The organism is Hathewaya limosa (assembly GCF_030815255.1).
Classification (GTDB): Bacteria; Bacillota; Clostridia; order Clostridiales; family Clostridiaceae; genus Hathewaya; species Hathewaya limosa.
The window spans coordinates 20027-35581 of sequence record NZ_JAUSWN010000028.1 but is presented as its reverse complement, the minus strand read 5'-3'; the positions used below and the strand labels follow the sequence as shown (position 1 = coordinate 35581).

11 protein-coding genes are annotated in these 15555 nt (G+C 27.5%); 3 read left to right on the top strand and 8 right to left on the bottom strand.

Translation table 11 applies throughout. The annotated features are described in order from the left end of the window. Nucleotides 1-165: 165 nt before the first annotated feature. Nucleotides 166-423, bottom strand: a complete 258-nt coding sequence (locus tag QOZ93_RS12645) for a hypothetical protein (RefSeq protein ID WP_307356953.1) — start codon at nucleotides 421-423, stop codon at nucleotides 166-168. 165 nt (nucleotides 424-588) lie between these two features. Further along, on the bottom strand, nucleotides 589-807 hold the full coding sequence (locus tag QOZ93_RS12640; protein ID WP_307356951.1) for a hypothetical protein: 219 nt from the start codon (nucleotides 805-807) through the stop codon (nucleotides 589-591). Between the two features lie 239 nt (nucleotides 808-1046). Between QOZ93_RS12640 and QOZ93_RS12635 the strand changes: the two genes are divergently transcribed. From QOZ93_RS12635 to QOZ93_RS12625, 3 genes are read left to right on the top strand one after another with little or no spacing between them, the layout of a single operon-like run. Then, a complete protein-coding gene (locus QOZ93_RS12635; protein ID WP_307356950.1) occupies nucleotides 1047-1835 on the top strand; it encodes a putative ABC transporter permease in 789 nt (262 codons plus the stop codon). Between the two features lie 41 nt (nucleotides 1836-1876). Continuing rightward, complete coding sequence (locus QOZ93_RS12630) at nucleotides 1877-2701, top strand: MBL fold metallo-hydrolase (protein WP_307356948.1); 825 nt, start codon at nucleotides 1877-1879, stop codon at nucleotides 2699-2701. A gap of 51 nt (nucleotides 2702-2752) precedes the next feature. Next, nucleotides 2753-3736 carry a CPBP family intramembrane glutamic endopeptidase gene (locus QOZ93_RS12625; RefSeq protein WP_307356946.1) on the top strand — a complete coding sequence of 328 codons (984 nt, stop codon included), beginning with the start codon at nucleotides 2753-2755 and terminating at the stop codon, nucleotides 3734-3736. 81 nt (nucleotides 3737-3817) lie between these two features. On the opposite strand, the gene QOZ93_RS12620 is transcribed toward QOZ93_RS12625, so the two are convergent. The 6 genes from QOZ93_RS12620 to QOZ93_RS12595 form a co-directional block, all read right to left on the bottom strand. Then, a complete protein-coding gene (locus tag QOZ93_RS12620; RefSeq protein WP_307356944.1) occupies nucleotides 3818-5185 on the bottom strand; it encodes an MATE family efflux transporter in 1368 nt (455 codons plus the stop codon). Between the two features lie 124 nt (nucleotides 5186-5309). Next, the gene (locus tag QOZ93_RS12615; protein WP_307356942.1) at nucleotides 5310-8855 is read right to left on the bottom strand and encodes an AAA family ATPase; all 3546 of its coding nucleotides are present in this window, start codon (nucleotides 8853-8855) and stop codon (nucleotides 5310-5312) included. Nucleotides 8856-8857: 2 nt separating this feature from the next. Further along, entirely contained in the window at nucleotides 8858-10069 is a 1212-nt protein-coding gene (locus QOZ93_RS12610) for an exonuclease SbcCD subunit D (protein ID WP_307356940.1), read from the bottom strand. Between the two features lie 302 nt (nucleotides 10070-10371). Then, nucleotides 10372-10863 (bottom strand): VanZ family protein, encoded by a 492-nt coding sequence (locus QOZ93_RS12605; RefSeq protein WP_307356937.1) that lies wholly within the window; start codon nucleotides 10861-10863, stop codon nucleotides 10372-10374. A gap of 103 nt (nucleotides 10864-10966) precedes the next feature. Then, nucleotides 10967-12343 (bottom strand): nucleotide sugar dehydrogenase, encoded by a 1377-nt coding sequence (locus QOZ93_RS12600; protein WP_307356935.1) that lies wholly within the window; start codon nucleotides 12341-12343, stop codon nucleotides 10967-10969. Nucleotides 12344-12542: 199 nt separating this feature from the next. Further along, nucleotides 12543-15386, bottom strand: a complete 2844-nt coding sequence (locus QOZ93_RS12595; RefSeq protein ID WP_307356933.1) for an immune inhibitor A domain-containing protein — start codon at nucleotides 15384-15386, stop codon at nucleotides 12543-12545. Nucleotides 15387-15555: the final 169 nt, after the last annotated feature.

Here is a 15555-nt window from a genome sequence, read left to right as displayed (position 1 = left end):
ATGGACACCCTTGTCATTGGCTAACGCCTATATCACCTTCGGCGCTCGGGACTTTCACCCTATAGATTGCGCCCATGCTGGGCGCACATAAAAAAAAAAGAAGATACCCAAAATATTGAGTATCTTCTCTATTTCGACTAACTCTAATAGTGTTGTGTTTTGGGGCTAGTCTTCTCCACAACATCCTCCACAATCACATGATCCTCCACAACATGAATCACTTGATTTTGGACAATCTGCACACATATACAATACTTCGTCAGGATTTATATAATAGCATTTTCCACATTTATCCCTAAGAACTAAAAAGGATCCACACATTTTAATAAATTGTCCTTTTACACATTTGTTTTGAAAGACTACTGTTACCATCTTACATTCGTATTCACACCCACAAAAACATTGACTAAAATCATAACTCATAAAATTACTCCTCCTATTAAAGTTTTTAACGTAAGTTTCTATAATTCTCATAAGTTCAAATTGAGGGAATTTGACTTTCAAAATTTATGGAGAAAATCAACATATTTTACATTTAGATTAATCAGGGTACTATTAAGGTACCCTAATTAACACCTTTACTACAAATTAACAACAAGGATTACAAGATGGCTTTGGACAATCGGCTACCATATAAAGTATTTTATCTGGATTTACGTAGTAACATTTTCCACATTTGTCTCTTAGAACTAAAAACTCTCCACACATTTCTATAAATTTGCCTTTAACACATCTATTATTAAAGACACATGTAACCCATTTACAAGTATACTCGCATCCACAGAAACATTTTGAAAAATCGTACATAAAAATCCCTCCATTTATTCTTTTCTAATCTTTTGCTTAATAGAAATCTTATTTAATTTCTATCTAATATCAATATATTCTTTAATTAAAAAAGTGTGCTATGTAGATTATTTTTTTTATAATTGTAAATAATTATGGATAATATGCCTATTTTTATATCTTTTTAGTAACATTCTTGTGTTATACTTATAATAAATTTTAGGCATTAGTTTTTATACTATATCATGTTGGAGGTAGCTATGAATTTAAGTAATTTTTTAAAAGATTTTTACCTTTTTGCCTATTACTATATAATTTATGCCCATTTAGGATGGTGGTTAGAAACCATTTATGCCACTTTTAAGGAAAAGAAATTTATAAATAGAGGATTTTTATTTGGTCCATTTTGTTCAATGTATGGATTTGGTGCCGTAAGTCTTATATATTTTCTAACTCCATTTGAAAATAACTTATTCTTACTCTTCATTATAGGAGTTATTATAACTACTGTACTTGAATACATCACAGGATATATGTTAGAAAAAAGTTTTAATACAACTTGGTGGGATTACAGTAAAGAACCTTTGAATCTTCATGGTAGAATTTGTCTATCATTTTCATTACTATGGGGTGGTATTTCCGTAATTTTAATTAAAATAATTAATCCTATTTTTAATAAGTATTCCTATATTACTAATACTTTCTATGGGAAAATCATATTATCTATAATATTGGTATCAATGTTATTAGATTTTATATTAACTTTAATATCTATAACTAAATTTAATTACTTATTAGATGAATTTAAAACTTTGCACGAAGAATTCAAAACTAAGCTAGACATAAGAGAAAAATTGGAATCAACTCATTTGGAGGAACAAAAAATTTGGGAGGAGTTTAAGCTAAGATACGAATATATTTATAAAAAGCTTCAGAAAAGATATTCTAGATATTTAAATGCATTCCCTAAATATACATCAGGTAATTTAAAAAGCTTTAAAGATGACTTTAAGAAAAAAATACATTCTAAATTTAAAACAAACAAATAATACTATGGCATTATATTTTATTACAAAGGAGCATGACTATCATGAAAACACCTAAGTTGATTAAAATTTGTCAATATATGTATCATTTACACAGAAGAAATTTTAAAATATATTTAAAACCACGAAGTATACCACATACTCAAGAAGTCTGTAAAAATTCTATTCATTGGGTAGGTCATGCTACTACCATAATAAATATAAATAATAAAATTATAGTAACAGATCCTGTAACTAGCCTATACCTAGGACAGATGAAAAGACTGGTAAATCCATCTATAAATCTTTCAAAAATGAAAATTGATTATATCTTAATTTCTCATGGTCACATGGATCACCTAGATATATCTACCCTAAAAAAAATAGATAAATCAGTTAAAATAATTTGTCCAAAACAATATAAAAAATTATTACAACTAATTGGCTTTAAAAGTATTTTTTCAATTAATGAAAATGAAAAATTCACTGATGAGGAATTAACTATTGAAGCATATAAAGCTAATCATGATGGTAAACGATATGCTTTAGGAAGGTATAGTTTATCTAATTCATATTTAATAAAAGATAAAAATAAGTCTGTATTTTTTGCTGGTGATACAGCTTTAACAGAAAACTTTAAAAATATTAAAAGTGATATTGCATTAATGCCTGTTGGATGTTATAAACCAAAAGAATTTGAGCATATGCACTGCAATCCTGTTCAATCATATGAAATGTTTAAAATGATGAATAGTAAATTAATGATTCCTATCCATTATAAAACATATATTTTAGCTCAAGATGAAGATGAAGAAACTATACAAATATTAAATTCTATAAACCGTGGTGATATTAAAATCATAGAAATAGGAGAAACTATAAAATTCTAAACTTTTCTATTTTATGATATAATAATTTTAACTTTTAGGGAGGTGTCCGTAGTGAAACGTGTTTTTAAAGCAAATATGCTATTTCTTGTATTAATGCTTATACAACTTATAGCACCATTTTTAGTTATACCAATTTTTAAAAACGTTCTTCATTTAAATCAAAATTGGTTAATGGTATTATTTAGTATAATTTTTATTTATTTGCCAGGCATTATATATCTGCTTATAAATAAACAACCTTTTAAGGAAACATTGAAATTGAACAAGCTAAGTTTTAAAAATATAGGCTTTTGTTTACTACTTCTTTTATTAATGTATCCTATAACTGGTTTTTGTAATTTATTAACATCTATATGGTTTCCAAATAATATCCCTTCAGCAATGAACTCTATTTTTTCAGGTTCTAAATTGTTATTTTTCTTCACTCTAGCAATTATGCCTGCTATTGGAGAAGAATTTTTAATGCGAGGAATTATTTTAGATGGGTATAAAAATATTAACATACATGTAGCAGCTATTATGAATGGATTTTTATTTGGAATTCTTCATTTAAATCCAACCCAATTTTTATATGCTTTTATGTTAGGAGTAGTTTTCTCTTACTTGGTTATTTATACTAATTCACTTTTTTCTTCTATGCTAATACACTTTTTATTTAATAGTTTCAGTGCACTATCTTTCTTGTTTCTCATGAATTCTAATAATTCTGTAACCAAACAAGCTACTGATTCCGCTATGAAAAATTTAGCGTCTATTCAACATTCATATATATCTGTATTAATTATATATGGTATATTATCTATACTATGTGCATTTGTTATATATATTGTATTAAGACATTTGAAAAAAATAAATAGATATGAAGAAAAGTGTTCCTTTAAAGAACACACTATTAACCTAGATGAAGATGAAAATGTAGATGAATTTGCTTCATTAAATCCTAAAAAAAGCAAATTACTAGCATATACCCCAACATTTCTTTCCGTTATAGTATTTTTTGTTTATATAATTATATCTTTTAAACTATTTAAGTAAGAAAAAATATGTTAAAACTCAAAAGGTTGTATAAAATATTTAAAAATGTTTTATACAACCTTTTATTTTTCATATATGATTTTATTCAGCCTTTTCCATTAAAAACTCTTTCTCTTCCTTATTTAATTTGCCAATTTGTCTTATTAATACCACTGCAGCTATCAATGAGGCTAAGAAATCTGAAACTGGTGCTGCAATCCATACTCCATCTAATTTAAAGAACTTTGGTAACATAAGTATTAATGGTATTAAAATAATAACCTGTCTTGATAAGGATAATATCATAGACTTAGTAGCTTTACCAATAGCTTGAAAGAAATTCGATGAAACTATTTGAAATCCTATAATAGGAATCATTAAACAATATATTCTAATAGCATGTTCTCCTAGTTTCAAAAACTCAGGATCACTTCCAAAAGGTATCATCATATACTTAGGTAACAATTGAATCACAAGAAATCCAATTATACATAATGTTGTAGCTCCAGCTATAGCTAACTTCAATGTTTTCTTTACTCTTTTATATTGTTTAGCACCATAATTATATCCTATAATTGGCTGTGCCCCTTGATTTATTCCGAATATAGGCATAAATACCATCATAGTTACACTATTTATAGCCCCTATAACTCCAACTGCTAAATATCCTCCGTAAGAATTTAATGCTCTATTTTGTATTATCGTAACTAAACTAGAAGCTATTTGCATAGCAAAGGGTGACATTCCAATTGCAAAAATACTCTTTACTAATACACTATCTAATTTAAAGTTTTCTTTTTTTAACTTTAGCATTGCATCATTACCTAAGAAGTATCTTAAAACCCAAATTGAATTGACAGCTTGAGAAATTATAGTTGCATAAGCCGCTCCCTTAATTCCTAAATTAAAAATACTCATAAATACATAATCTAAGACTATATTTAAAACTCCTCCAATAAGCATGGTAAACATTGCAATCTTAGGATTTCCCTCTGCCCTTATTATATTATTTAAGGCAAATCCTGTATTTTGTAATATTATACCTAATATTATTATAGTAGTATAATCTGTAGCATATACTAGAGTTTCTTTACTAGATCCAAAGGCTAAAAGAAGTTTTTCTTTAAATATTAACCCTAGTACAGTTAAAACCAAGGAATTTATAATAACAAGAATGAACGCATTTCCTAATATTTTTTCTGCCTCATTCTTTTTATCTTGTCCAAGTTTTATAGAAATACATGCAGCTGACCCAATTCCTACAAGCATACCAAAGGCCATAATTATACATGTAATTGGAAAGGTAGATGTAAGTCCTGATAAAGCTTTAGTGCCTACAAAATTTCCTATAAACATTCTATCTACTACATTATATAATGCATTAACTATCATTCCCATAATAGCTGGAAGAGAAAACTTAACAAGTAATTTTCCAATACTTTCATTTCGTAATTGTTCTGAACGTTCCATACGCCACTTCCTTTCCGTAATTATTTAGATGTCTAACTATAATACATACTTATTAAGTATATTCTCCTCAGATTTCTTAGTCAACTGTAATATTATGTGCATTTCATTAATTTTTAATTAACTTTTAGTTAATCTCGATACTAACTTTTGTTCCACCTTCTCCTGCTTGTCTAGGTGTAACAATAAGTTTCATAGGAACTCTATTTTTCAATTCTTCAACATGACTTATAATACCAACTGCCATTCTATCACTATGAAGTTTTTCCAATGAATTCATAACATCATCTAATATTCTAGGATCCAATGTTCCGAAGCCTTCATCTAAGAAAAAGAATTCTAATGGTGCACTACCTTTCAACTGAATCTGTGAAGATAGTGATAATGCTAATGCTAATGAGGTCAAAAATGTTTCTCCTCCAGATAAAGTACTACAATCTCTTATAGCACCTCCACTAGTATCATCTCTTATGGTAAAGTTCCCTTGTCCATCAATTTCTAATGAATATCTATTTGCCGTAATATCCCTCAATCTTTTTGAAGCCTCCATGGAGATATATTTAAGTTTATCCAAAGATGCAAATTCTACAAACTTATTTCCTTGAAGTAGCTTATCTAAATCATTAATTAAACTTAGAGTATGATTAATTTTATTTTCCTCTTTCTTTAAATTCTTAAATTCTTCTAAATCCTTACCCATATCATTAATAGATTGCTCTAAGGAGGCCTTTTCTCTTATCTTTTCTATATGCAATCTACCTATTTCCTCTTTTTTCTTTAGAACTTCGACCAACATTTCTTCATCTATAAAATTTTTATTTAACTTCTCTGAAACTCTCTTAATATTGTTTTCCGTTTCTTTTACCCTATCTTCATAACCTCGTATTTTTTCTTCTAAATGCAATATTTGTTTTTCATCCAAGTATAATTCTAAACACTCATCAATAGATAAAAATTTATATGCGATTATTCTATCTTCTATTTCTTTCTTAGTTTTATTGCAAAGTTCTTTTAATGTTATCTTTTCTTGAGTTCTTCTTAACACATTTTCTTTTAAAATTTTAACTTCATTTTCTGTATTCTCAAATTTTATTTTTAATTCTTTATACTTAATTTCTATGTTTTCTATTTTTCTATTTATTGCTTCTAAAACTTTTACTGGTTCCTCACCATCAGTTATTTCAATAATTTCTCTAGTTATCTTGTCTATATTATTAGATTTTTCTTTTCCTACCTTTACTAAACTTTCGATTTCAGAAGAATATTTATTTATAATAGAGACTAATTCATCTTTATTTTTAATAAACATCTTTTTATCTTCGGAAATTTTCTTTAATTTTTCCCTACACAATGTAAGTTGTCTTTCTATATTTTTAATTTCCAATACTTTATTTTCTAAAAAATCAAGATCTTCTAATTCTAATTCTTTAATACATAATTCAAGACTTTCTGATGCTTTCTTAACCTTCTCTTGTAAAAATTTAACCTCTGATTTTAAATCAAAGATTGTCTTACTTTCTATTCTTATATTTTCACATAATCTACTATCTTCTTTTTCCATTTCCTGTTTAGCATTAATACATTGTTTTATCTGTTCTTCTAAAAAATTCTTTTCCTTTTCACTTTGCTCTATATCATTTTCACTTTTTATAAACTGCTCTTTCTTTATTGCTAATTCCTTATTTAAATCCTTATTTAAATCTTCCTTATTAAAAGCATTTAAAATATTATCTATGTTCTCTTTTAATATTTCTTTTTGTTTTTTTAAAACCTGAAATTCCGTATTACGTTCATTAAATTTTTTCTTTTCCTCTTCAATTTCTTTTTGTAAAATAATTAAAGTATTTTCTCTTTCTTTTAAAATATCTAAATCTACTTTTTCTGCTTTTATTTCATGATGATTAGACCCACATACCGGGCAAGGTTCTCCTTCTACAAGTTTAGTGGCAATTATATATGCCATATTTTCTGTAGTTAGCCCTTGAATTTCATCCTTCAATCTTTCACATTGATCACTTTTTTTGCATAATACTTCCTCTAAAGATTTATGATCACTTTCACTATTTTTAACTTTTTCTTCTATATTTCTTAGTTTATCCTGTTCTTCTTTTAATTTTATCTCTAAATTCTCTTTATTTCTTACTTTTTCCTCTAACACATTAATTTCATCTTTAAGTTTAAATAACAAATTATTATGTCCTGGGAAATTATTTGATAAATTATTTAACTTTTCTTGTAAAACATTTAATTCTTTTTCTTTTTGTTCTTTAGTAACTAAAATATTGTCTTGTGTTCTACCAAGAACATCAATATGCTCTTCTTTTTCCTTTATTTTAGACTCCTTTTCTCTTAGTTCTTCTAACTCTTTTACATAATCTCTTTTAATTAAAACTGTCTTATCTAAAAGTTCTTTATATTCATTTGAAAACTGAAGCCTATCTATCTTTTTATTTAACTCTCCTTCACTTTCTTCTGCATCAAAAATGTTAATTTCAACTAACTTTAATTGCTCTTCTTTTTCATTTTTCTCCTTATTTAGTTTCCTATAAAGAGATAATAAATCTTCCTTTTCATTCTTCAATTCTTTACATTGCTTGTTAAGCTCAATAGCTCTCTCTGCATTTTTTTGTTCTCTATATAAATTAGGTAACTTTTCATTTTTATCTCTTTCAACAATTTTATAATTTGAAGTAATACAATCTAGTTCTCTTTCCTTTCCATCTAGAACTGTCTCATATTTTAAAAGTTCCTCTTCATTTAATTTGTATTTATTAATATTTTCATTATATTGAACTATAAAAGGTTTTATAGTAAAACTAGCCTTTCCTCTCTCTAGTCTTATCCTATCTTCTTCTATTTCTTTCTTATTTATATTAAGTTCCTGTTCTTCTTTTTTATATCTATTAAACTCTACAGTAAGCTCTCTTAGATTTTTTAATTCTTCACATCTATTACTAATTTGTTCTTCTTTTAATTTTAATTCTTTTTCTTGACTTTCAACTTGTATAAGTCTTTCCTTGTTATCCTTATAGGCTTCTTCCGTTAAATCTTTGTATTTAGAAAGCTTTCCAATTAAAATATTTTGTTCATCTAAAACTTTATGCTTAGCACTTCTTACTTTTCCCACTATGTTTTTTCCATATTTCTGTAGACCGAATATTCTTTCTAGCATATCTCTTCTATCGCTACCTTTAAGCTTTAAAAATTCACTAAACTTTCCTTGTGGTAAAACAACAGAACGAGTAAAATCTTCGCAACTTAGTCCTATTATGTCTTCACAACATTTTTTAACCTCTCTAGGTCCTTCCCCTATGACTCTCTCTTCACTATAAGCTGATTTCTCTATAATTCTACAATACCTTGTTTTAATAGTTTCATTCTTATCTCGTTTTATATTTCTCTCTACTACATAGTTTTTTCGTATACCATTATTTAAAATTTGGAATTCATAACTAACCAATAATTCATCACAAGAAGTATTTATACAATTGCTACTTTTTCTTGATATTTCCCCATAAAGCGCTAAAGTTATAGCATCTAAAATAGTAGACTTCCCTGAACCAGTAGGTCCAAAAATTCCAAAAAGGCCTTTAGACGTAAGTTTTTCAAAATCAATAGTTTGTTCCTCTATAAAACTGTTTAACCCTTTAATCTTTAATGTAATTGGTTTCATTACTACTCCTCATCCTCTCCTAAAGCTATTTTCAAGAATAAATCTACAACTTCTTCAGAAGCTTCCACTCCTCTTTCTTTCTTATAAAAATCCTCGAAAAGATCTTTAAAGCTTTTTTCAATATAGCTTTCAAATTCATCCTCAGAATTTTCTTCATTTATAATAATAGGTCTAAATTCTAGAATATCTTTTTTTATTTCTTTCATGGTTTTTATTTCTTCTTCAGTAATATATTTATCCGTCTTAATCTCTAGATAAACCCATACCTCTCGGTCTTTATTCTCTTCACACTTCTTAATAGCTTCATCTACTCCATTACATTTCCAAACTTCTATAGGTTTATAATTTTTAAAGTAAATTTGCTTTATATCTGGAATATCTCCAGCATGAATATCTAAAATATATGCACCTTTAGAATATCCAATTTCACTTTTACTGTAGGGTAATGGAGAACCAGAATATCTAATTATAGTATCTCCCTCACAATTAACCACTTGTGGTTTATGCAAATGTCCTAGTGCTACATATTGCGCTTTACGTGGGAAAATAACAGGGGGTACTGCTAAACTTCCACCCAATTGAATTCCTCTTTCCGAATCAGATTCTTGTCCACCTATTACAAAAAGATGAGATACAAAAATATTTATAGTATCCCTTCTGTATTTATCCTCTAATCCTGAAAATAGCATTTTCATTTTCTCTACATAAGATTTTGCTCTATCTTCATCATTTAACCCTTCATATATAACTTCATTTAATCTTTTTTCGCTAGGATACGGAATGGTTAAGACAACAGCCTTTTCACCCTTTATTTCTATTTCTATATACCCTTCTCCCGCATCTATAATATTATGTTGTCCACATTTTCCTACTTCTGCAATACTCTTAGGAGTAGCCAGCATAATAACTCCCTCTTCATATGCCAAAGGATTTGCTGCAACTAATCTTTCTGGATTATCATGATTTCCTGAAATAATTAAGACCATTCTTTGTCCATTTTTAGTTATATCTTTTAAAGTTTTATAAAATAATCTTTCTGCTTTAGCCGGAGGATTACTATTATCATAAATATCTCCTGCTATAATAACTAAATCTATATTTTCTTCATCTAAAACAATTTTAAAATCTTCTAAAAATTTCTCTTGTTCCTCTAATCTGCTGGCATTCTCTAAGTACTTACCAAGATGCCAATCAGAGGTATGTAATATTTTCATCAAATCACCTCTCCATTAGTCCTTTAAATAATTATTGCACAAATAACTAAAAAAATCATTATTCTACTATTTGATTTCCCTATTAATAAAACTTTTACTATAGTGTTTTTTAATTTTTATTGAACTAAAAGTAATTTTGTTTTAATATAAAGACATAGAAAAAACATATACAAATTTGAGTATAATACGTTGATTTCAAAGATTCCTATAAACCTAACAAACATAATGATTTTCTTTTCATCTCACTATTAATTTAGTGAGATATTTGTTTTTTGAATTTTTTCTATTTATTATTAAATATCTTATTCTTTATATGCCTGTCTACTCTTTAATTTCATTTTAATCATACCTATAATAAATAAAATTATACTTCCTATAACTATTCCAATAGAATCAATCATAACATCCTTAAATTGTCCCGATCTTCCCATAATAAAAATTTGATGTATTTCATCAGTACATGCATATAAAAATGTGCTTATTGATGACATTACCCAATATTTTAATAAAACTTGTTTAGTTCTAACCTTATAATAATTATTTATTCCATAAAAAAATAGAAAAAATAAAATCATAAATTCAGTAACATGTGCAGCCTTTCTAACTAGAAAATTAAGCATATCGTATCCAACAAAAGTTACGAAAGAAGGTATAACTTTATTCATAATCTCCACTATAAATTGATTATTTTGTGTAGAAACATCTCCAGGTTGTTGAGAAAAACAAAAAATCATAATCATAAAAATAAGAGCTGGTATAAAATACATTAATTCTTTTATTTTTTTATTTTTCATGTACCCCTCCAAAAATTAATAAACTTTTTAAATTCTTATATAGAAAAAGAAGTCTTTTAAAGACTTCCTAATTTCAAAAACAACTTTAAAATTTTGTATAAACCTATATTTTCCAAATATGCATTCCATTTTTATTACATTGATTTTCATCAACTACTGATTTGGTATCTATAATAACAGTATCCTCATTCACAAGAGTTTTAAAATACTCACAATCATCCATTATTATTTCATATTGTTTTGTTAATATTAATATTGCATCTGCATTCTTTAACGCTTCTTCTTCTGTCTTAACCTTAAAATCATATATTGTAGGAACAACAGGATCAAATGCCTTAACATTTGCACCTCTTTCAATTAATATTTTACATATATCAATTGGAGGACTTATTCTATCATCATTAGAATAATCTTTCATCGCAAGACCTAAAACAGCTATTTTTGAATCTTTTAAAGCCTTATTATTTTTATTCAACATTTCTTCTGTTTTATCAACTATGAATTCAGGAAGCTTTGCATTTTTTTCTCTTGATAATTTCAACAAATCCATAGAAACTCCCATTTTTTCTGCCCTTGGAGCTATATAGTGATATGCATTTGGAATGCAATATCCTCCTACCCCTGGTCCTGGCACTAAAAGATTTACTCTTTTATGAGTATTAGCAAGTTTAACAACTTCTGATATATCAATTCCTAATCCTTCTGTAAATCTTGCAAACTCTTGACACATAGCAATATTTACATCCCTTTGAACATTTTCAAAAACCTTTGATGTTTCTACTGCTTTTATATTTGTAGCTGGAATTACCTCAGCTTTGCAAACTATAGATAATAATTTTATAGCTCTTTTTAAACTTTCTTCATTTATAGCACCAACTATTGTTGGCATATTAGCAAATTCATCAAATGCCACACCTTCTGCTATTCTTTCTGATGCATAAGCTAAATAAAAATCTTCTCCAGCTTTCATATTAGACTCTTTTTCTAAAATAGGCAGAATAAATTCTTCTGTTGTTCCTGGAATCACTGTGCTTCTAATTACAACCAAATCACCTTTTTTAATATTCTTACCTATAGTAACTGCTGCTCCTTCTAAATAATTCATTATATACTCACCATTTTTAATTGGAATCCCAACAGTTACTATAATATTATTACACTTTTTAACAGCTTCTTCACCATCTATAGTTCCTATGTACTTATTGTCTTTAAGTTCCATATTTAAAATGTCTTTTATGCCTATACCATGAAATTTCTCTGTATGATGAGTCAATCCACTATTTATATCATTAATTAAACTTGTATCTACATCAACCCCTATAACTGAACACCCTCTAAGTGCAAAACTCAAACTTAATGGTAACCCAACAAATCCCTGTCCAAACACACAAACTTTCTTATATTCAGAATCTAGTGGTATATTTTCATCTAATTCTTTAAGCTTTTTTAAACTTAAATCTTCATCATAATTTTTTGTCATTTTTTCCTCCTAAACAACTTATATCATGTATTAATTTTAGTATTTTCCTACTTCATTTACAACTTTTCTTTTATATTATTATATTATAGTACAAATATTTTAAAATTTAAAACCTCTAGTGGTTATATTTAACTCTCCTAGAGGCTTTTAATTAATCCATTTTACTATATTTTAAATTATTTTTATAGGTATTTATTAATTATTTTACATTAACAACTTTTATTGGAGTTAAATGTTCAAAAGTATTAGAATCACATACAAACACTTTAAGTTTTAAATTATCTTCTTTTGGTAATCTTACTCCCGCTTTTAAAGTTACTCTTCCTTCTGAATCTAAATTACCACTTACTTCTGAACTTCCAACAATTCTATTTTTATCATTATAAACACCTATTAATAATCTAACTCTTTTTGATTTATTACTTGCATCTCTGAATTTAACAGTTACCTTTGGAGTAGTTCCTTGTTTAAATTCATCTTCACCATTTTCAATTATTACCTTATTAGGTTGCTCTATATTTAAATTAGCACCGAAAATTTTATGAACACCTTTATTATAAACACACTTTGCATTTCCCTCATTATCAATAAATATAACATGACTTAACTTAAAATCTAGATTTTCTTTTAAAAATGCTGCATCGGATACATATTTGCCATCCTTATAATCAAGAACTAATTGTTTTACCTTATTGTCTTTTCCTCTAAATTCTGCATAAACTTTATCACCATATTTATTATCTGTTTGAATAAATAGTTTACCATTATCCTCTTCAATAGATTTTATTAAAGAAGCATCTTGATTTGTGCAATTAGAACCATTATTATATTTAGCAATATGAATCTTTGCGGTACTTCTATCTTTACTTTCATCTGTTACAAAAACATTTAAACCATACTTAGCTAAATCTAATCCACAAACTTTTTTATATTTAGCTGAATAATCTTGTGAATCGCTAAATACAGGATTCATAAAATTATGATTATCCTCAATATGATATACATCATCCTTACTCTTTCCTGTAATGTTTATTTTTGAACCTGGTCTTAAACTAAATGCAGCATCATGCATTTGATAATTCATATTATCTGCACCATTTCTTCCGCTCTTTTCATATCTATATGTTACAGGATTTTGATCAGCATCTACAACACCTGCAAACATTCTTCCTGGATGATCGCCGGCTTGTTGGTCTGGTTTGAAACCATTATATTTTTCATCTATATGCCAAATTATTAAACCTGGATCATATTCAAGACCTTTTCTACCAATATTAATAGTTTTTAATCCCTTATCTGATAGAGTATCCGCACCACTATTTCTCCACTCAACTAAATAGTAATGATCGTAAATTTCTACACCATCACTTTTAACAAATCCATCAAAGTTAAATTTTGTATCTCCTTCTGCATTATCATTTAAAAGTGCCTTATTATCTGCTGTAACCTTTATATCATCAATATATATTCCCTCTTCTGGAGTATTTCCATCAGTTCTAAATCTAAATCTTAAATCTATTTTCTTACCTTTGAAAGCACTTAAATCGAATTTTGCATCTACCCATTTGCCCTTTGAAGAATCGGTAATTCCATGACCTGGGTTTCTCTTTTTAATACTCTCCGCATCATTATCTACAATCCACTTATCAACTTTATCAGTAGTAATATTACCTTTAACGCATGTCCATTCTTTCTTTCCTTTTTCTCTAACTTGAACTGATGCAAAATCAAAACCTGGATCTATTTTATACCAAGTTTTAAAGCTTAACTCTGCAGAATCTTTGCCTGTTAAATCAAGACTTTCTTTAGTAGTCATATAATTTTCTATATGGTTACCCTTACCACTAAAGTAACAAGTCTTTCCTTCGCTTGGAATTACTATTCTATTTCCTTTTCTCTTTGGCAAGTTAATTCTTATAGCATCATTATTTTTTCCTTTTAAACTTGCTTGGTCTAATACGATATCCATACCTTTTTCATCTATATCAGATAAATTTAATTCCTTAGAATTTTGCCAATTTGCTTTTCTACCTCTTTTTTCAAAATCCTTTTGTAAATATTCCCTACAATAAGCACCATAACTTACTGGTTGTGATCCTCTAGGATCTCCTGTATAGCTTCCACCCATTATAGACCAATTTTCAACTGGTACATCTTGTCCATGGAATGCGTATAAATCTGGAAGTCCTAAGACATGTCCATATTCATGGGCAAATAAATCTACTGGTAAATCTTGTTCAAACACTGTAAAATCTTCAGCTCTAAATTTTTTCCCATTTTTATCTGTAACAATAGGATTCTTCTTTACTAAAGCTTCTTTTTCCTCGTTATTTAACTTATCCATTTCTTGTCCAAATATATTGAAGCCCCATCTGTAAGGCCATATAGCATTTTCACCTAATGAACCTCCACCCCATTCTTCTCCTAAACCTGGGTGAATTACTACTACTGTATCTAGGATTCCATCTGGTTCATCATAATTTCCATCTCCATCTAAATCCCACTTATCTTCTACATCAAATTCTGACAAATCAATATCCTTTGAAGCCTTCTCAATAGCTTCTTTAACAAGTTTTCTAGCTCTTTCTTGGTCACTTCCACCTTCATTTGATCCATAATACTTAGCTTCATGATCTGCCATATACCATCCTACAACTTTTCCCTCAAATCCGTAAGTTCCTCCAGATTCTTCTTGTAAAAACTTATTAACTGTTATATGTTTTTGTCCATCTGATGTCTTATAATAATCTTTTCCGAAAAATAGTTTTTTATAAAACTCTGGCGTACACTCACTACCTTTAAAGTTGTTTATTCTCCAAGTCTCTTTTTTATCCAAATCTTCATGTTTATAATCCGGAAAATCCATTAAGATAATTAAAGGTTTAGCAGTAAACTTCTTTTTACTGTATTGTTGTTTTTCAATAGTTGGTAATGCACCTTTTAATTCTGCACTTTCAACACCATGTACTAGGGTACAATTACCACTTAACCCTAAAAATATTGTAGCTGATAAAATAATACTTGTGAGTTTTTTACTTATCACAAAGCATTCCCCCTAAATTAAATATTAATAAAATTTCTATATAAACTTTCATAGAAATAACATTTTGAAAATTTTTTACACAAATAATTTTTTTAGTACAATATAAATTTTGACTTATTTTTTATATTTATTTCAATTATCAGAATCTTTTTAATTATTATTTTCCATT